The organism is Catenuloplanes sp. NPDC051500 (genome assembly GCF_044454585.1).
Taxonomy (GTDB): domain Bacteria; phylum Actinomycetota; class Actinomycetes; order Mycobacteriales; family Micromonosporaceae; genus Catenuloplanes.
Map to the genome: position 1 here is coordinate 38,879 of NZ_JBITDX010000037.1, position 18,829 is coordinate 57,707.

General features: G+C 71.7%; 13 protein-coding genes. All 13 read left to right on the forward strand.

Features of this window, described 5'->3' with window-relative positions:
* Positions 1–29: 29 nt before the first annotated feature.
* On the forward strand, positions 30–1,100 hold the full coding sequence (locus ACIA8K_RS39040) for a carboxymuconolactone decarboxylase family protein (protein ID WP_396068537.1): 1,071 nt from the start codon (positions 30–32) through the stop codon (positions 1,098–1,100).
* Positions 1,101–2,099 (forward strand): DUF1702 family protein, encoded by a 999-nt coding sequence (locus ACIA8K_RS39045; RefSeq protein ID WP_396068538.1) that lies wholly within the window; start codon positions 1,101–1,103, stop codon positions 2,097–2,099.
* A gap of 161 nt (positions 2,100–2,260) precedes the next feature.
* Positions 2,261–3,277, forward strand: a complete 1,017-nt coding sequence (locus ACIA8K_RS39050) for a DUF1702 family protein (RefSeq protein WP_396068539.1) — start codon at positions 2,261–2,263, stop codon at positions 3,275–3,277.
* Positions 3,278–3,284: 7 nt separating this feature from the next.
* Positions 3,285–9,059, forward strand: coding sequence for an SDR family NAD(P)-dependent oxidoreductase (locus ACIA8K_RS39055; protein ID WP_396068540.1), 5,775 nt, complete (start codon positions 3,285–3,287; stop codon positions 9,057–9,059).
* A gap of 2 nt (positions 9,060–9,061) precedes the next feature.
* Positions 9,062–9,511 (forward strand): acyl-CoA thioesterase, encoded by a 450-nt coding sequence (locus ACIA8K_RS39060; RefSeq protein ID WP_396068541.1) that lies wholly within the window; start codon positions 9,062–9,064, stop codon positions 9,509–9,511.
* Positions 9,508–10,038, forward strand: a complete 531-nt coding sequence (locus tag ACIA8K_RS39065; protein WP_396068542.1) for a flavin reductase family protein — start codon at positions 9,508–9,510, stop codon at positions 10,036–10,038. Before ACIA8K_RS39060 ends, ACIA8K_RS39065 begins: the two co-directional genes overlap by 4 nt.
* Positions 10,035–11,393, forward strand: coding sequence for a cytochrome P450 (locus tag ACIA8K_RS39070; protein WP_396068543.1), 1,359 nt, complete (start codon positions 10,035–10,037; stop codon positions 11,391–11,393). The genes ACIA8K_RS39065 and ACIA8K_RS39070 overlap by 4 nt, the downstream gene beginning before the upstream one ends.
* 116 nt (positions 11,394–11,509) lie before the next feature.
* Positions 11,510–13,480 (forward strand): CRTAC1 family protein, encoded by a 1,971-nt coding sequence (locus ACIA8K_RS39075; protein ID WP_396068544.1) that lies wholly within the window; start codon positions 11,510–11,512, stop codon positions 13,478–13,480.
* A gap of 83 nt (positions 13,481–13,563) precedes the next feature.
* A complete protein-coding gene (locus tag ACIA8K_RS39080; RefSeq protein WP_396068550.1) occupies positions 13,564–14,508 on the forward strand; it encodes an enediyne biosynthesis protein in 945 nt (314 codons plus the stop codon).
* Positions 14,509–14,567: 59 nt separating this feature from the next.
* The gene (locus tag ACIA8K_RS39085; protein WP_396068545.1) at positions 14,568–15,500 is read left to right on the forward strand and encodes a hypothetical protein; all 933 of its coding nucleotides are present in this window, start codon (positions 14,568–14,570) and stop codon (positions 15,498–15,500) included.
* 16 nt (positions 15,501–15,516) lie between these two features.
* Complete coding sequence (locus tag ACIA8K_RS39090) at positions 15,517–16,068, forward strand: hypothetical protein (RefSeq protein WP_396068546.1); 552 nt, start codon at positions 15,517–15,519, stop codon at positions 16,066–16,068.
* The gene (locus ACIA8K_RS39095; protein WP_396068547.1) at positions 16,065–16,634 is read left to right on the forward strand and encodes a copper resistance protein CopC; all 570 of its coding nucleotides are present in this window, start codon (positions 16,065–16,067) and stop codon (positions 16,632–16,634) included. The genes ACIA8K_RS39090 and ACIA8K_RS39095 overlap by 4 nt, the downstream gene beginning before the upstream one ends.
* A 944-nt stretch (positions 16,635–17,578) precedes the next feature.
* Positions 17,579–18,829: IS701 family transposase (locus ACIA8K_RS39100; RefSeq protein ID WP_396068551.1), on the forward strand; the 1,251-nt coding region annotated here is incomplete at its 3' end.

Genomic DNA, 18,829 nt, shown 5'->3' on the forward strand with positions numbered 1-18,829 from the left:
GTGCGGCATTCGTCGATGGGGAGGTCTCGTTGATCGCCAGCCGGGTCGCATCATCCGTGGTGCAGCGACAGGTCAAGTTCGTGACGCCGGTCCTCGCCGACGCCGCCAACGGCCTGGTCGCCCAGGTCTACGCGCAGGTTGCCGACGAGATGGGCCTCGTGGTCCCACCGGCCGCGCTGCACTCGCCGTCGCCGGACGTGCTCGCCGCGTTCTGGACGCTGATGCGCGAGACCCTGATCGCCGACGGCAGCACCGGCCGCGTGCTGCGGGAGACGGTCGCGGCCGCGGTGTCGACGGCCACCATCTGCCCTTACTGCGCCGACATGCACACCGTCGGCCTGTACGACCTGATCGGCGAGGAGGACGCCGAGAGGGTGGCGCAGGACCGGCCGGACCAGCTCACCGATCCGCGGCTGCGGGAGATCGCGGTCTGGGCCCGCACCGCGCACGAGCCGGGCGCCGCCCAGGCGCTGCCCGGCTGGCTCGACCAGGCCGGCCGCGCCGAGCTGATCGGCGTCGCCGTGACGTTCCACTACCTCAGCCGCATGGTCAACGTCTTCCTCAGCAACTTCCTGCTGCCGCCCCGGCTCGGCGGGAACGCCCGGCGCCGGCTCAAGCGCGGGCTCAGCGTCGTGCTGCGTCCCACCCTGCGCGACGCACGGTGTCCCGGCCGCGCACTGCCGCTGCTGCCCGGCGCCGGCACCCCGGCGGACACCTGGGCGCTCGGCAGCCCCGTTGTCGCCGAGGCGGTCGCCAGATCCGGCCGGGTCTTCGAGGCCGCCGGTGCCCGCACACTGTCCCCGGCGGTGCGCCGGCTGGTCCGCGACCGGCTGCACGACTGGCACGGCGAGGACACCGGCCTGAGCACCCGCTGGTGCGAGGACCTGATCGCCGGGCTCCCCGCACCGGACCGGGCCGCGGCCCGGCTGGTCCTGCTCACCGCGCTCGCCTCGTATCAGGTCGACGCGGACGTCATCGCCGAGTTCCGGGCGCACCACACCGGCGACGGCGCGCTCGTCGACGCGGCCGCCTGGGGCGCCCACGCCGCCGCCCGGCTGATCGGCGCCCGCCACCTCTCACCCGTCAGGGAAGGACAGTAGATGCCCACCACCGTCGGATCCCTGCGCCGGCTGGCGCTCGCGCCGAGCCTGCGATCGGTCACCTTCGCCGCCCGGGGCTTCCCGGTGACCGAGACCGCGGCCACCCGCCGCCTGGAGGCGATCCCGGAGGCGGTGATCTGCGGATTCGAGTGGGGGATCGACACCCGGGACCAGTGGGAGCTGGAACGGCGGCTGGAGCTGGTCGAGCCGGAGATGCGCGGGTTCGCCTACGAGGGGGCGACGATGGCCTGCACGGTGCTGGACGCGATGGCCGCCGGGCGTGGACACCGGGCCCGCGACCTGCTCTCCGGACCGGCCGTACCGCACACGTTCCTGACCTACATCGGTATCGGGTTCGCCATGGCCAGGCTGCCCCGGCCGCTCTGGCGCACGGTCCTGCCGGATCTGACCGGCACACCCTACTACCCGACGATGAGCTGGCTCGCGGTCGACGGCTACGGCTTCGACCGGGCCTACTTCGACACCGCGACCGTGGTTACCGCGCAGCGGCCCCTGCGCCCGTACCCGTGGCTGGGCCGGGCCGACTACTTCCCGCACGCGGCCGACCAGGGCATCGGCCGGGCATTGTGGTTCATCCACGGCGGCATCGCACCGGACGTGGCCGCCGCGGTCGGCCGGTTCTCCGCGCCGCGCCGGGCCGACCTGTGGAGCGGTGTCGGGCTGGCCGCCACGTTCGCCGGCGGCTGCGATCCGGCGGGCCTGGCCGCCCTGCGTCGCGACGCAGGGCCGCACCACGCGCAGCTGGCGCTGGGCGCGGTCTTCGCGGCCAAGGCACGGGCGTTCTCCGGGCACGAGCCGGCGCACACCGCCGGCGCGGTCGGCGCGCTCACCGGCCTGAGCGTGCCCGAGGCCGTCGCGCTGGCCGACGAGGCGACCACGATCAGCGCGTCCGGACCGGACGGACCGCCCGAGTACGAGGTATGGCGTGCGGGGATCCGCCGGCACTTCGACGCCGTACCGTCCGACATTCACAGATAGCGAAACAATTCCGCTGCCGTCCCGGTATTGCCGGGACGGCAGCTCGCCGTGCGCGCAGAAGAGCGGCCGGAAATGTCGTCACCGATATCGGCAAGAACGGAGAAGACATTCTCCGGAATGGTTGCGACGCTGAGTTCCGACCGTCTTATCAGGGGGCTCGAATGAGTATTGTCGCTACTTTGCGGCGCCGTATTCTGACACCGGACGTCTCGGAGACGAGCGTGGCCGTCCGCGGATTCCACGTGAAAAGTCCGGAGGCGCGCGAACGGCTGGAGACAGTCGGCCGCTCGTTTCTCACCGGCTTCGCCCACGCGGCCGAGGCCAAGGTCCCGGCCGATGCCGAGGACGGGCTGGAGACGGTGACCGCCGCCTACCGCGGGTTCGCCTACGAAGGTGCGGCGATGGCGCTGGCCGTGCGGGACGCGCTGTCGATCGGCCGCGGCCGGCACGTCGAGCGGTTCCTCGGCGGGCGCGCCGAGGCCCACGTCTACATGGCCTACGTCGGCGTGGGCTGGGCGATGGCCCGGATCCCGGCGTTCCGCCGCCATACGCTCTACGCGGCCGACCCGGTGCTGCGCTGGCTGATCCTCGACGGTTACGGCTTCCACCAGGCCTACTTCCACACCGCGCGGTACGTGCACGGCCATCACCGCCCGGACCACCTCGACTGGCCGGGCGGCGGCCCGTCCTGGTACGTGCACCGCGTCGTCGACCAGGGCATCGGCCGGGCGATGTGGTTCGTGGCCGGCACCGACGCCTCGCTACTGCACACGCTGGTGCAGCGCTTCCCGGAGCACCGCCGGGCCGACCTCTACGCCGGCGCCGGCCTGGCCGCCTGTTATGCCGGCGGCGCCGACGAGGCGGAGCTCCGCGGGCTGCGCGACGCCGCTGGTCCCTACGCGCCGGAGCTGGCCCAGGGTGCCTCGTTCGCAGCCGGCGCACGGGTCCGGGCCGGCCTAGTCGTCGCGCACAACGAAGTCGCCACCCGGGTGCTGTGCGGCCTGACCCCGGCGGAGGCCACCGCGGTCAACGACGAGGCGCTGCGCGACCTGCCGACCGGCGGCGATCTGCCGGCCTACGAGGTGTGGCGGCAGCGCATCCGCGCCCGGTACGCCGACCCCGCAACAGACAGTCCCGCACCGGCCACCCAGCCGGTGCCCCGCGAGAGGACCAGGTGAGCACGGCATGACAAGGATCGCCGTGGTGGGCATGTCCTGCCGCTACCCCGACGCCACGTCGCCGCAGGAGCTGTGGGAGAACGCGCTCGCCGGGCGCCGTGCCTTCCGCCGGCTGCCCGACGTGCGGATGAACCTCGACGACTACTACGACGCAGACCCGGCGGTGCCGGACAAGTTCTACGCCCGCAACGCCGCCGTGATCGAGGGCTACCGCTTCGACCGGATCGCCTACAAGGTGGCCGGCAGCACGTTCCGCGCCACCGATCTCACCCATTGGCTGGCGCTGGACGTGGCCGCGATGGCGCTGGCCGACGCGGGCTTCCCGATGGGCGAGGGGCTGCCGCGCGAGCGTACCGGTGTGGTGGTCGGCAACAGCCTGACCGGCGAATTCTCCCGGGCCAACCAGCTGCGACTGCGCTGGCCGTACGTGCGCCGGATGGTTGCCGCCGCGCTCAAGGAGCAGAACTGGGACGACGACCAGCTCGGCGGCTTCCTCGACGACTTCGAGGCGACCTTCAAGGGCCCGTTCCCGGCGATCGACGAGGACACCCTGGCCGGCGCGCTGTCGAACACCATCGCGGGCCGTATCTGCAACTACTTCGACCTCAAGGGCGGCGGCTACACCGTCGACGGGGCCTGCTCGTCGTCGCTGCTGTCGGTCGCCACCGCCGCCAAGGCGCTCATCGACGGCGACGTCGACGTGGCGGTCGCCGGGGGAGTGGACCTGTCCATCGACCCGTTCGAGATCGTCGGGTTCGCGAAGACCGGCGCGCTGGCCTCCGGCGAGATGCGCGTCTACGACCGGGCCGCCAACGGTTTCTGGCCGGGCGAGGGCTGCGGCATGGTGGTGCTGATGCGGGAGTCCGACGCACTGCGCGCCGGGCACCGCGTCTACGCCTCGATCGCCGGCTGGGGCATCTCCTCCGACGGCAAGGGCGGCATGACCCGGCCCGAGTCGGCCGGCTACCAGCTCGCCCTGGACCGCGCGTACGAGCGGGCCGGGTTCGGCATCGAGACGATCTCGCTGTTCGAAGGGCACGGCACCGGCACGAAGGTCGGCGACGCCACCGAGCTCGGTGCGTTGTCGCAGGCCCGCCGGAGCGCGGGCGCGACCGGCGCGCCCGCCGCGATCGGCTCGATCAAGGGCATGATCGGTCACACCAAGGCGGCGGCCGGGGTGGCCGGCCTGATCAAGGCCGCGCTGGCCGTGCACCACGAGGTCCTGCCACCGAGCGTCGGCTGCGTAGACCCGAACGAGCTGCTCACCGGCGACTCCCCGGCCCTGCGGGTGCTGCGCAAGGCCGAGGCGTGGCCGGACGGCGCGCCGGTCCGGGCCGGGATCACCGCGATGGGCTTCGGTGGCATCAACACCCACCTGGTGCTGGAGAACCCGCGCCCGCGCCGTCGTGCCGGCCTGGACACCCGGACCCGTGCGCTTGCCTCGTCGGTGCAGGACGCCGAGCTGCTGCTGCTGGACGCGGCCGACACCGACGACCTGCTCGCCCAGCTCGACCAGCTGATCACGTTCCTGCCCACGATCGCGTACGCCCAGCTCGGCGACCTCGCGGCGACGCTGCACGCGGACCTGCGGGACCGGCCGTTGCGGGCGGCGGTGCTCGCCGGCTCGCCGCAGGACGCCGAGCGGCGGCTGCGCCGGCTGCGTGAGCAGGTCGCGGCCGGGACCACCACACTCATCGCCTCCGACGGCCACGTGCTGCTCGGCGCGGTGTCCGGCCCGGCCCGGATCGGATTCCTCTTCCCCGGGCAGGGCTCCGGGCGCGGGGTCAGCGGCGGCGCGCTGCGGCGCCGGTTCGCTGACGCCGAGGAGGTCTACGCCGGTACCGCGCTTCCGGTGGGCGCGGACGCGGTGGCCACCGAGGTCGCCCAGCCGCGGATCGTCACCGGTTCGCTGGCCGGGCTGCGGGTGCTCACCGCCCTCGGCGTCGAGGCCTCGGTCGCGGTCGGGCACAGCCTCGGAGAGATCTCCGCGCTGCACTGGGCGGGCGCGCTCGACGAGCGGGCCGTCCTGCGGATCGCCGCGACCCGCGGCCGGACCATGGCCGCGCACAGCGAGTCCGGCACGATGGCCGGGATCGCCGCGGCCCCGGAGGCGGTCGCCGCCCTGATTGAAGGCCTGCCGCTGGTGGTCGCCGCCTACAACGGGCCCGCACAGACCGTGATCGCGGGTGAGGCCGACGCCGTCGAGGCGGCCGGGCGCCGCGCCCGGGAGGCGGGCCTGACCGCGACCCGGCTGCGGGTGTCACACGCGTTCCACTCGCCGCTGGTCGCCCCGGCCGCGGACGAGTTCGTCAAGGCGCTGTCCGGCGAGACGTTCGGGCCGGTCGGCAGGCGGATCGAGTCCACCGTGACCGGTGCCGTACTGGAGGCCGGCGCCGACCTGCCCGCGCTGTTGCACCGGCAGATCACCGAGCCGGTCCGGTTCAGCCAGGCGGTCACCCGGGCCGCCGCGGACGTGGCGCTCTTCGTCGAGGTCGGCCCCGGGCAGGTGCTCGGCGCGCTCACCGCCACCGTCTGCGACGTGCCGGTGGTCTCGCTCGACACCGACTCGGAGTCCCTGACCGGGCTGCTGCGGACTGTCGCGGCAGCCTGGGTGGTCGGTGCCGCAGGTGTCGACCCGGCGCTGTTCCACGGCCGGCTGGTGCGCCCGCTGCGGGTCGGCGCCGAGTTCACGTTCTTCGCCAGCCCGTGCGAACAGGCCCCGGACGTGCGGCTGCGGGACACCTCCCGGCCGGCCCACACCCCCGCCGCGCCGCCGGCCGCGACCGTGACGGCGGACACCGGCGAGAGCACGGTCGACCGGCTCCGCCGGCTCGCCGCCGAGCGGGCCGAACTGCCTGTCGAGCTGGTCCACGCCGGCAGCATGCTCCTCGACGACCTGCACCTGAGCTCGATCACCGTCGGCCAGGTGGTCAACCAGGTCGCCGCGGAGCTCGGGCTGCCCGCGGCGAGCGTGCCGACGAACTTCGCCACCGCGACCATCGACGAGCTGGCGGTCGCGCTCGACGAGATCCGGGAGACCGCCCAGGACGGGGACCGGCACGCCGCACCTCTGGTGGCCGGCGCGGCACCCTGGACCAGGCCATGGCGCATCGACGCCGAACCGGTGCCGCTGCCGTCGCGGACCGCCGCCGAGCCGTGCGGCCCCTGGCAGCTGTACGCGCCGCTCGACCACCCGTTCGCCGCCGCGCTGCGGGACCGGCTGCAGGTGTCGGACCTCGGTGCCGGCGTGCTGGTCTGCCTGCCCGACAGGTGCGACGAGACGGATCTGCGGCTGGCCCTCGACGGCGCCCAGGTCGCCACGACCGCCGCGCCCGGTACCCGGTTCGTGCTGGTCCAACACGGCCGCGGCGCCGCCGGCCTGACCAAGACGCTGCGCCTGGAGGCCCCCGCCCTGCGGGTGACGATCGTGCAACTGCCCGGTGACGCCGCCGAACCGGTGTCCCTGATCGCCGGCGAGGTGGCCGCGACCTCGGGCTTCACCGAGGCGCACTACGACCCGGACGGGCAGCGACGAGTGCCGACGCTGCGGGCGATGCCGGTGCGCCCGGCCCGTACCGTCGCGCCGCTGACCGCCGAGGACGTGCTGCTGGTGACCGGCGGCGGCAAAGGCATCACCGCGGAGTGCGCGCTGGCGATCGCCGGCGACACCGGCGCGTCCCTGGCGCTGCTCGGACGTTCCGACCCGGCCGCCGACCCCGACCTGGCCGCCAACCTGGCCCGGATCGCCGCGGCCGGGGTGCGGGTGCGCTACGCGCGCGCCGACGTCACCGACGCCGGCCAGGTGCGTGCCGCCGTGGCCCGGCTCACCGCCGAGCTCGGCCCGGTCACCGCGGTCCTGCACGGTGCCGGCCGCAACGAGCCGGCAGCCCTGACCGGCCTGGACATGGAGCAGTTCCGGCGGACGATGGCGCCGAAGGTCCACGGACTGCGGGCGGTGCTGGCCGCGGTCGAGCCCGGCAGGCTGCGCCTGCTCGTCGCGCTCGGCAGCATCATCGGCCGGTCCGGCCTGCGCGGCGAGGCGCACTACGCCACCGCGAACGAGTGGCTCGCCGACCTGACCGCCGAGGTCGGCCGGGAGCACCCGGGCTGCCGCAGCCTATGCCTGGAGTGGTCGGTCTGGTCGGGCGTCGGGATGGGGGAGCGGCTGTCGGTGATCGAGTCGCTGACCCGTGACGGAGTCACCCCGATCACGCCCGAGCAGGGCCTGGCGGTCCTGCGCCGGCTGCTGGCCGATCCGCAGAGCCCCGGGACGGTAGTGATCAGCGGCCGCACCGAGGGCATCGACACGATCCGCCGGCACCTGCCGCCGCTGCCGCTGTCCCGGTTCGTCGAGCGCCCGCTGATCCGCTACCACGGCGTGGAGCTGGTCTGCGAGGCCGAGCTGAACGTCGGCGTCGACAGGTACCTCGCCGACCACGACCTCGACGGCAACCTGCTCTTCCCGGCGGTGTTCGGGATGGAGGCGATGGCCCAGGTCGCGGCCGCCGTCACCGGCGTCCAGGCGGTGCCGGTGATCGAGCGGGCCGAGTTCCTGCGGCCGATCATCGTGCCGCCGCACGGGCGGTTGCGGATCCGGATCGCGGCGGTGGTCACCGACGACGACGTTGTCGAGGTGGCGATCCGCGCCGAGGACACCCTCCACGCGGCCGACCACTTCACCGCCCGGCTGCGGCTGAGCGACACCGCGATCCCGGACGGCCCGCCCGAGCAGGCCGGCGACGACCTGCCCGCCGTGCCCCTGGATCCGGCCCGCGACCTGTACGGCGCGATCCTGTTCCAGGGTGATCGGTTCCAGCGGGTGCGCGGCTACCACCGGTCCGCGGCCCGGCACGTCGACGTGCGGGTGGAGGCGATCCCGTCCACCGATTGGTTCGCCCGGTTCGTCCCCGACCAGCTGCTGCTCGGTGACCCCGGTGTCCGGGACGCGCTGATGCACGGCAACCAGGTGTGCGTGCCGGACGCGACACTGCTGCCGACCGGCGTCGATCGCATCTACCCGGGTGGGGAGAAGCTCGCGGCCGCACAGGGGCTGCGCTACAGCGCGGTCGAGCGCTCCCGCGACGGCGACACCTACGTGTACGACATCGCGCTGCGGACCGGCACCGGCGAGATCGTCGAGCGCTGGGAAGGACTGCGGCTGCGGGCGGTGCGCAAGCAGGACCCGGCCGGGCCGTGGGCGCCGCCGCTCGTCGGCCCCTACCTGGAGCGGGCGGTTGAGGACCTGACCGGCGTCCGGGTCGCGGTCACCGTCGAGCCGGGCACGACCGCGGACCTGGCGGCGCGCCGGGTCGCGACCACCCTCGCCGCCGGTCGCACCTTCGGCCGGGCAGTGCAGGTCCGGTACCGTCCGGACGGCCGGCCCGAGGTGGACGGCGACCGTAGCGTATCCGCCGCCCATGGGGCCGGGATTACCCTGTTCGTCGCCGCGCCCGGCCCGCTCGGCTGCGACGTCGAGGCGGTCACCGCGCGGGAGCCCGATGTCTGGGCGGGGCTGCTCGGCGCGCACGCCGGACTGGCCCGGCTGATCGCCGGTGACCTCGGCGAGGACGTCCAGGTCGCCGCCACCCGGGTCTGGACCGCGATCGAATGCCTGCGCAAGGCCGGGCAGGCGACCGGCGAACCGTTGACGCTGCAACCGGCGCGCCGTGACCGCTGGGTGGAGCTGCGCTGCGGCGACCTGCGGATCGCCACCTTCGTCACCACGCTGCGCGACGTCGCGGCGCCGGTCGTGCTGTCCGTGCTCGTCGGGGCGGGGGAGTGAGCATGAGCGACTACTACGAGTACCTGCACACGGTCGGCTTCGAGGAGACCAACATCGTGGGCAACGTCTACTACGTCAACTACCTGCGCTGGCAGGGCCGGTGCCGGGAGATGTTCCTCAAGAACCTGGCGCCCGAGGTCCTGACCGACCTGCAGCACGACCTGAAGCTGTTCACGCTGCGGGTGGACTGCGAGTTCTTCGCCGAGATCACCGCGTTCGACGACCTGTCCATCCGGATGAGGCTCATCGACCTGGCCCAGACCCAGATCGAGTTCGGCTTCGACTACGTGCGCCTGGACCCGTCCGGCGACGAGGCGCTCATCGCCCGCGGCCGGCAGCGGGTGGCGTGCATGCGCGGCCCGAACACCCGCACGGTCCCGGCCCGGGTGCCGGAACCGCTGGCCCGCGCGCTCGCCCCGTACGCCGCCACGGCAGCCAGGAGGCCGGCATGAACGGCACCGAGCCCGTTCCGGACGACGCCCGGCGGCTGCGAAAGGTCTACGGCGCGTTCGCGACCGGCGTCACCGTCGTTACCGTCGGCGGCGCGGTCCCGCACGGCATGACCGCCAACTCGTTCACCACCGTCTCGCTCGACCCGCCGCTGGTGCTCGTCTGCGTCGAGCACCAGGCGGTGATGCACGAGGCACTGCGTACCGCCGGGCATTTCGGGGTGTCGGTGCTCGGCGCGGGCCAGGCCGGCACCGCGCGCTGGTTCGCCGACCGGTCCCGGCCGCTGGGCCAGGAACAGTTCGCGGACGTGGACTGGCATCCCGGCCGGTGCACCGCGGCACCGCTGATCTCCGGCGCGATTGCCTACGTCGAGTGCGAGCTGTGGCGCGCCTACGACGGCGGCGACCACACGATCTTCGTCGGCCGGGTACTGCGCGCGGAGCACGGCGTACCCGGCGAGGAGGCGCTGCTGTTCCACGGCGGCCGGTTCCGGCTGGTGGAGAAGGCCCGCTCGGAGGTGACGGTATGACGCTCACCGCCCGCGGCCGCCCGGTCCCGCCCGGTCCGCCGCGCAGCGCCGCCCTGCGCATGCTGATGGTGATGAGCCGCGACCGGCTCGGCATGATGACCGATGCCGCCGACCGGTACGGCGACGCCGTGCGCATCCCGGTCGGCCCGAAGACGCTCTACCTGTTCAACCATCCCGACCACGCCAAGCACGTGCTGGCCGACAACGCCGCCAACTACCACAAGGGCATCGGCCTCACCCACGCCCGCCGGGCGCTCGGCGACGGGCTGCTGACCAGTGAGGGCGAGCTGTGGCGCAAGCAGCGTCAGGTGATCCAGCCGGCGTTCCAGAGCCGGCGGATCGCGGCGCAGGCCTCGGTGGTCGCCGACGAGGCGGCCGGCCTGGTCGACCGGCTGCGGCGTACCGGCGGCACACCCGTCGACGTGATGGACGAGATGACCGGGCTCACCCTCGGCGTGCTCGGCCGGACCCTGCTCGACGCCGACCTCGGCGCGTTCGGATCGATCGGCGACGACTTCGCCGCAGTCCAGGACCAGGCGATGTTCGAACTGGAGTCGCTCAGCGCGGTGCCCGCCTGGGTGCCGCTCCCGCGCCAGTTGCGCTTCCGCCGGGCCCGCCGCAGCCTGTCCGGCATCGTCGACCGGCTGGTCGCCGCGCGCGAGGATCGCACCGCCGACCGCGACGACGTGCTGTCCCGGCTGATCACCTCGGCGCGTGCCGAGCGGGATCCGCGGGTCGGGCGGCAGCGGCTGCGCGACGAGCTGGTCACGCTGCTGCTGGCCGGTCACGAGACCACCGCCAGCACGCTGAGCTGGACGCTGCACCTCATCGACGACCATCCGGCGGTACGGGACCGGCTGCGCGCCGAGGCCCGCGCGGTGCTCGGTGACCGGGCGCCGGTCTTCGAGGACCTGCACCGGCTCACCTACACCGCCACGGTGCTCAACGAGGTCATGCGGCTCTACCCGCCGGTGTGGATCCTGCCGCGTATGTCACTGGCGCCCGACGAGATCGGCGGGTTCCCGGTCCCGGCCGGCGCCGACGTGCTGATCTGCCCGTTCACCCTGCACCGGCACCCGCGGTTCTGGGACGACCCGGAGCGCTTCGACCCGGACCGGTTCGCGCGGGACCGGACCGGGGACCGCCCCCGCTACGCCTACATCCCGTTCGGTGCCGGGCCGCGATTCTGCGTCGGTAATCATCTCGGCATGATGGAGGCCACCTTCGTCATCGCGATGCTCGCCCGTGATCTGACACTGACAAAGGTTTCCGGGCATCGAGTCGTGCGCGAGCCGATGCTTTCTCTGCGCATGCGCGGTGGCCTTCCGATGACAATTTTTCCGGCCGCTGATTAATTTCTGATGGCGCAACAGCGCCTACTCGTGGCGAGCATTCTCCGAGAAGAACAGATAGCTCACGTCGTGCAATCTCGGAACCATTCGGATTCCTTTCCACATCCCTAGGGGGATCGTTGCCATCGCTGAATGCCGGCCTCCTCCGCCGGCTCACCCCGATCGTGTTCGTCCTGGTCCTGGTCGCCGCCTCGTACGGGCTGGCCCGGCTGCCCACGGCCTCCGCCGACACCCGCGCGTCGGTGGCGTCCCGCTACGCCTTCACCGCCATGCCGATCGCCCTGCCGCCGGGCCTGCCGGAGCGCACCGTGCGCGAGGTCAACCCCAAGTACGAGCACATCCGCTCCTGGATCTCCTCGGTCGGGGCCGCGGCCGCGATCAACGACCTCGACGGTGACGGCCTCGCCAACGACCTCTGCCTGGTCGACACGCGCAGTGACACGGTCATCGTCACGCCCGCCCCGGCCGGCGGCCCGCGGTACGCCCCGTTCGTGCTCGACCTGGCACCGCTGCCGGCCGGTCCGGCCATCGCGCCGATGGGCTGCACGCCCGGCGACTTCAACGGCGACGGGCACATGGACGCGCTCGTCTACTACTGGGGGCGTACCCCCGTGGTGTTCCTGCACCGGGCCGCCGGCGGCACGCTGAACCGGCAGACGTTCCTCGCGACCGAGCTGGTGCCGCAGGCCACCGGCACCGACGGGAAGTACCACGGCCCGCTGTGGAACACCAACGCGGTCGCGGTCGCCGACTTCGACGGCGACGGCCACCCGGACATCGGCATCTTCAACTACTTCCCGGACAGTCAGGTGCTCGACCCGCACGGGGCGCCGAACGTGCAGATGAACCACTCGATGTCCCGGGCACAGAACGCCGGCGGCGCCCACCTGCTGCGCTGGACCGCCGCGGCCACCGCCGGTGACGGCGGCGACCCCTCGGTCAGCTACCAGGAGCAGGTCGCGCTCGACCCGGCCGTGTCCACCGGATGGACGCTCGGCGCGGCCTCGGCCGACCTCGACGGCGACCTGCTACCCGAGCTCTACCTCGCCAACGACTTCGGCAAGGACCGCTTCTTCCACAACGTCTCCGAGCCCGGCCGGATCGCCTTCACACTGGCCGAAGGCCGCCGGGACGCGCTCACCCCGAAATCGCTGGTGATGGGCCACGACTCGTTCAAGGGCATGGCGATCGACTTCGCCGACCTCGGCGGCACCGGACGCTTCGACGCGTTCGTCAGCAACATCACCGAGTCCTGGGGCCTGGAGGAGAGCAACATGGTCTGGCGCAACACCGCGCCGGACCCCGCCGCCGCGAAACGCTCCCTCGAGGACGGCATCGCCCCGTTCCGCAACGAGGCGGCCAGGTCCAACCTCGCCTGGGTCGGTTGGGGCTGGGACGCCAAGATGGCCGACTTCGACAACAGCGGCCGGCTCGTCATCGTGCAGAGCTGCGGCTTCGTCAAGGGCACCATCAACCGGTTCAACTGGTTGCAGGAGCTCGCGATGAGCAACGACCTGATGCTCCAGGAGCCGGACATGTGGCCGAAGGCGGTTCCCGGCGACGACATCGCCGGGTCCAATCCGCTGGCGTTCTGGGCCCCGGAGAACGACGGACGGTACGCCGACGTCAGCGCCGAGATCGGGCTCGGCATCGACACCCCCACCCGCGGGATCGGCGTCGGCGACGCGGACGGAAACGGCGCCCAGGACTTCGTCGTCGCCCGGCAGTGGGGCCCGCCCGCGTTCTACCGCAACGACCACCGGGCCGACGGCGACTTCCTCAGCCTGCGACTCCACCGCCCGGCTCCGGGCGGTGCGTCGCCCGGCAGCCCGGCCTACGGCGCCCAGGTGCGCATCACCACCGCCGACGGGCATGTCCAGCTCGGCCAGCTCGACGGCGGTGGCGGCCACTCCGGCAAGCGCAGCTTCGAGGTCTTCTTCGGCCTCGGTGACCAGGGCGCGGCCCCGGTCACCGCCGAGATCGCGTGGCGGGACACCGACGGCGCCCGGCACAGCCAGCAGCTCCAGCTCACCGCCGGCCGGCACGACCTCGTGCTCACCGGCACCGCCCAGGAGGTGACCGCGTCGTGACCGACGTCAAGCGAGCCGAACCCCGCACCCTCGACACCGCGCCGATCGCGCCGGTGAACGGGACCGTCGCGCCCGCCGCCCCGATGACCACCCCGCCGCGCGTCGACAAGCGCGACCCGCGCTACCTCGCGTTGCGCAACTTCGCCCTCTCGATGAGCATCTTCAACATCCTCGGCTACACGGTGCTCGGCTTCGAACAGCCGTGGGCCTGGCCGTTGCTCGCGCTGCTGGTCGGCTACAGCGCCGAGATCGCCATCGAACGCGTCGCGGCCTGGGCCCAGCACCGGGCACCCGCCTACAGCGGCAACGGCGGATGGGGCCTCTACACATTCCTGCTGCCGACCCACATCACCGCGCTCGCCGCGAACATGCTGCTCTACTCGAACGACATGTTCTGGCCGATCGGGTTCGCCGTCCTCGTCGCCGTCGGCCAGAAGGCGGTTCTCCAGGCGCCCATCAAGGGCCGGATGCGGCACTTCATGAACCCGTCGAACTTCGGCATCACCATCACGCTGCTCGCCTTCTCCTGGGTGAACATCGCCCCGCCGTACCACTTCACCGAGAACGTCCCGGACGTGATCCGGCTCGGCGTCCCGATCATCATCCTGACCGCCGGCACCGTGCTGAACGCGATGCTGACCAAGAAGGTGCCGCTGATCGTCGGCTGGGTCGGCGCGTTCGTGATCCAGGCGCTGCTACGGCATTTCATCTGGGACGTGGCGCTCTGGGCAGCCCTGGTGCCGATGACCGGCGTCGCGTTCATCCTCTTCACCAACTACATGATCACCGACCCGGGTACGACGCCGTCCGCGCCACGGATGCAGTTCATGTTCGGCTCCTCGGTCGCCATGGTCTACGGCGTGCTCATGGTCTTCAACGTCGTCTACACGCTGTTCTTCGCCGTCACCCTGGTCTGCCTGGCGCGCGGCCTCTTCTGGTGGGGCAAGTGGTTCCTGGACCGCCGCCGCGAGGCCGACCTGCGGCCCGTACCGTCCCCCGCCGCCGTCGCACTACCCGTCGCCCACTGAACCGTGCCCACCCGGAGGGCGCGGACCGCCCGCGCCCTCCGCCCCAGAAAGGAGGCACCATGTCCGATCCGCTGACCCTGGTCCCCGGCAACCCGGCCGCGCCGCGGCCACTGCACCGGGGCAGGGTCGTCGCCTGGAGCGCCGCCGCCGGCATCCTGCTCGCTGTCCTCTGGTCGTTCGAGTTCGTCGACTCGGTCATCGGCGACAACGTCGCCAACGCCGTTCTGCAGCGCGACGCCCGCAACACCGCGATCGCCGGCACCACGGCCGGCCTGATCTTCGCCTTCGTTTCCGGGCTCGCCGGCACGTTCACCGCCTGCAACATCGCGATGGCCGCCGCCGTCGGCCCGATGAGCCAGGCGGGCGCCGGGAACTCCCGCCGCGACGGAATCGTGATGATGCTCCGCCCGGCCGCCTGGCTCACCGCCGGCATGGTCGTCGTCTCCTCGATCTACGGCTTCGTCGGCGTGCTCCTCGGCCCGCACCTGCCCCAGCTGTCGACCGACACCGTCGGCGACGTCCCGGTACGGCTCGTCCAGTCCGCGGTCGTCTTCGGCATCATCGGACTCGCGCTGATCTACCTCGGCCTGGCCGCCCTCGGCGTGCTGCCCGACGTCTTCGGTGACCACCCGATCGGCCGGGTCGTCACCCTCGGCGCGCTCATCGGTGGATTCCTCATCGGACGGCCCTACCCGATGTTCAACAAGCTGTTCCACTGGGCGGTCGACACCCACAACCCGGTCTACGGCGCGGCCGCGTTCGTCCTCCAGTCGCTGGGCAACATCACCCTCGTCACCGGCCTGTTCGTCCTGCTCGTCATCGGCACCCGGGGCCGGTTCGTGAGCTGGCTGGCCGACAACCCGCGCCGCACCACACTGCTGACCGCCGCGCTGCTGATCGGGCTCGGAGTGTTCACAGTCGTCTACTGGGACATCCGCCTGCCCGCACGGTTCGGCATCGGCTGGTTCCCGACCATGCCCTACAACCACTGACCCGGGAGCAGACGACATGTCTCTCGTCGAGAGCCTCAACCACCGCCACCATCGGCTGTCGCTGAACCTGTTCATGCTCATCGTCCTGGCACACTGGGCCGAACACCTCGTCCAGGCGTACCAGATCTGGGCCCTGGGCTGGCCGCGACCGCAGTCACGCGGCGTCCTCGGCCAGTTCTTCCCATGGCTGGTCAGCTCGGAGTGGATGCACTACGGGTACGCGCTCGTCATGCTGATCGGGCTGTTCCTGCTGCGCCCCGGCTTCGTCGGCCGGGCCCGCACCTGGTGGACCGTGGCGCTGGCCATCCAGTTCTGGCACCACATCGAACACCTGCTCCTGCTGCTCCAGGCACAGACCGGGCGCTTCCTCGCCGGCGAACCGGTGCCGACCAGCGTGCTGCAGCTGGTGCTCCCGCGCGTCGAGCTGCACCTGTTCTACAACTCGATCGTCTTCATCCCCATGGTGCTCGCGATGTACCTCCACCTGCGCCCCAACCAGGCGGAATTGGACCGTACCGCCTGCTCCTGCGTCGTCCCGGCGTCCCGGGCGACCCCGGTGGCCAGGTGACCGCAGGACGTCTACTCGCCGTGACACTGACGGTGGCGGCGCTGGCAGTGCTGCCGGCGCCGCCACCGGCACACGCCGACGACCGCGCGGTCGTGGCCACCACACCCGCAGACGGTGCTGCCCTGGCGGCACCACCAGCGACACTCGTGCTGCGTACCGGGGGCTGGCCAGACCCGGACCTGTCGCACGTGACCGTGCAGAGCGACGCGGGTACCACCGTCGATGCCGGGGACATGCGTGTCGACTCGCCGCGCTCGCTCCTGCTGCCGATTCGCCTCAGCGGGCCCGGCACGTTCACCGCCGTCTACCACGTCGAGTTGCGCGACGGCCGGGAAGGCAGTGGGGTGGTGCGCTTCAGCGTCGGCACCGGCATCGCGCCGCCCACCCCGTCGGTCCCGGCCGGCGCGACCGGCGGCCACGAGCACGGCATCGACGGTTTGAGCGCCGTCCTGCTGACCGTCGATCTGCTGGTTCTGGCCGGCGCGCTGCTGATGCTCGTGCTCCGTCCGCGTCCCGGCACCCCGCCTGCTGACCGGCCGCGCTGGCGACTCGACGACACGTCATGACGGCGTCCGGTTACGAACGGGCGTGACCAGCCTGCCGAGGAAGTTGCGAATCAGCCTGGTGACTTTGTCGAGGGCGCTCTCCGGCAGGAAGTGCCGCCATTGAGGAGGCGGATCCCGGCAGTCTGGCGACGGCCACATGCCTAGTCGGGCTAACCCCTGTGGTCAGCCGCATCAGACCACCTGCTTACAGTAAGGCCATCCCTCGCAAGGGTCAGCGCCGAAGACCGTTACATCGGCATGAGCGTATGTCTGACCGCGGGGGAAGGAAGTCGGACTGGCATCGCTGGACGTGGCGGAGGGTGAACGGCTGTCGCTTTCGGCTGCCGTCAGTCCGTGCGCACGACCCCGGTCTGTGTCCGGAACCTTTTGGTGCCGCCCTTGGACGCGGACCTGTACCCGCATCGCCTCCCGGGCCTTTGGTGCTGTCGCGGGAGCTGAAGGGTGTGTCGGGCTCGTGATAGATAACTGGGCTGTTGTCGGCGAATAAGCCCTCGCAGACTTGAGAAATCATCGACAGCAGATCATCGTGGAGTTCGCCCAGATCCTGATGCAGAACTGGCCGGGGTGATCAACGACCGCCGCCCGTCAGCTCGATCCATGTCGACCACGCATCGAGCACCGGCGTGTGCGTTATGAGTTCAAGTCGATCCTCGGACACAGTTTCATGGGTTTCGTGCACAAGATGCGGGCTCCGTGGTCAGAGACACTTGACCACCGGGCCCTGTTGTGTTTCCCGGCCATCTCCGCGGAGCGGGGGCGGGTTTGGTGAGTTCTCGACTACTCCAGCAGGAGATCCGTTCTGAGCTGCGGTGATGGTGTGGTTTTGTCCGTGGACAGCAAGCAGCCACCGCTGAGTCTCGAAGGTTGTGTGGACCCAAGATTCGGCGGTGGCTGCCGCCTACAGAGTAGACGCCCGACGATGGTCGGAGTTGTTCGAGACGTTGATGGACACGATCGAGGGGCGTTTCGGTCGGCCTGAGCCACGGCGTCGGGTACGGGACTTCATGGCCGGGTTGCTGGCGCCGTTGCCGGTCAAGAACTGCTGGACGATCGCTGAGCATGCCGGTGACGACGGGCCTGGTGGGATGCAGGATCTGATCGGCCGGGCGTCCTGGGACGATGCGGGAGTCCGGGCTGACGTGCGTGATTTCGTCGCTGCCCGGCTCGGGCACCCGGACGGGGTGCTGCTGGTCGACGAGACCGGCGACTTGAAGAAGGGCGTCCACACCGTCGGGGTCCAGCGGCAGTACTCCGGGACCGCCGGGAAGATCGAGAACTGCCAGCTCGCGGTGCATCTGTCCTATGCGACGCCGTTCGGGCACACCCTGCTCGACGTCGCTCTCTACCTGCCGAAATCCTGGGCCGAGGACCCGCAACGACGTGCTGAAGCAGGAGTGCCGGACGCCGTCGGCTTCGCCACGAAACCGCAGCTGGCCCACCGGCTGATCGAGACCGCTCTGGCCGGTGGTCTGCCGTGCCGGTGGGTCGCCGGCGACGAAGCCTACGGCGGCGACCCGCGCCTCGCCGCGGCACTTCGCGGCCACCGGCTCGGCTATGTCCTCGCTGTCGCGTGCTCGCACCGCGTCCCGACCGGGCTCGGCATCTTCCGGGCAGACCAGGTCGCCGCCGGCCTGCCGAAACATGCCTGGCAGCGACACTCCGCGGGAGCAGGGGCGAAGGGATTCCGTTACTACGACTGGGCATTCATCGCCCTGCCGCACGCCGCCGACCACCATCAAGGCCATCACTGGCTGCTGATCCGCCGCAACCGCAGCACCGGCGAGCTGGCCTTCTACCGCTGCTGGAACCCCGAACCCGTCGCCCTGCACCAACTCGTCACCGTCGCCGGACGGCGCTGGAGCATCGAGGAATCGTTCCAGGCCACCAAAACCGGCCTCGGTCTCGACCAGCACCAGCACCGCCGCTGGAAAGCCTGGCACCGCTGGACCACCCTGGTCATCGCCGCCCACGCCTTCCTCGCCGCAGCAACCGCAGCCAGCACAGCAAGCCCGGACGGCCTGATCGACATCACCGTCAATGAACTCCGCCGACTGTTCCACGCCCTGATCCTCGAACCCGCACGACGCGTCACCGACGTCATCGGTGATCATGAAGTTGCGAAGCAACACGATCCCGAGAAGGACGCACCCGTCGATGACATCATCACCTACCGGAATCCTGCTGTCCCATCGGCC

Excerpts from the sequence above, each read along its gene's own strand:
- ACIA8K_RS39045 (WP_396068538.1), top strand. The coding sequence starts at position 1,101 with ATGCCCACCACCGTCGGATCCCTGCGCCGGCTGGCGCTCGCGCCGAGC.
- ACIA8K_RS39050 (WP_396068539.1), top strand. The coding sequence starts at position 2,261 with ATGAGTATTGTCGCTACTTTGCGGCGCCGTATTCTGACACCGGACGTC.
- ACIA8K_RS39055 (WP_396068540.1), top strand. The coding sequence starts at position 3,285 with ATGACAAGGATCGCCGTGGTGGGCATGTCCTGCCGCTACCCCGACGCC.
- ACIA8K_RS39060 (WP_396068541.1), top strand. The coding sequence starts at position 9,062 with ATGAGCGACTACTACGAGTACCTGCACACGGTCGGCTTCGAGGAGACC.
- ACIA8K_RS39065 (WP_396068542.1), top strand. The coding sequence starts at position 9,508 with ATGAACGGCACCGAGCCCGTTCCGGACGACGCCCGGCGGCTGCGAAAG.
- ACIA8K_RS39070 (WP_396068543.1), top strand. The coding sequence starts at position 10,035 with ATGACGCTCACCGCCCGCGGCCGCCCGGTCCCGCCCGGTCCGCCGCGC.
- ACIA8K_RS39080 (WP_396068550.1), top strand. The coding sequence starts at position 13,564 with ATGACCACCCCGCCGCGCGTCGACAAGCGCGACCCGCGCTACCTCGCG.
- ACIA8K_RS39085 (WP_396068545.1), top strand. The coding sequence starts at position 14,568 with ATGTCCGATCCGCTGACCCTGGTCCCCGGCAACCCGGCCGCGCCGCGG.
- ACIA8K_RS39090 (WP_396068546.1), top strand. The coding sequence starts at position 15,517 with ATGTCTCTCGTCGAGAGCCTCAACCACCGCCACCATCGGCTGTCGCTG.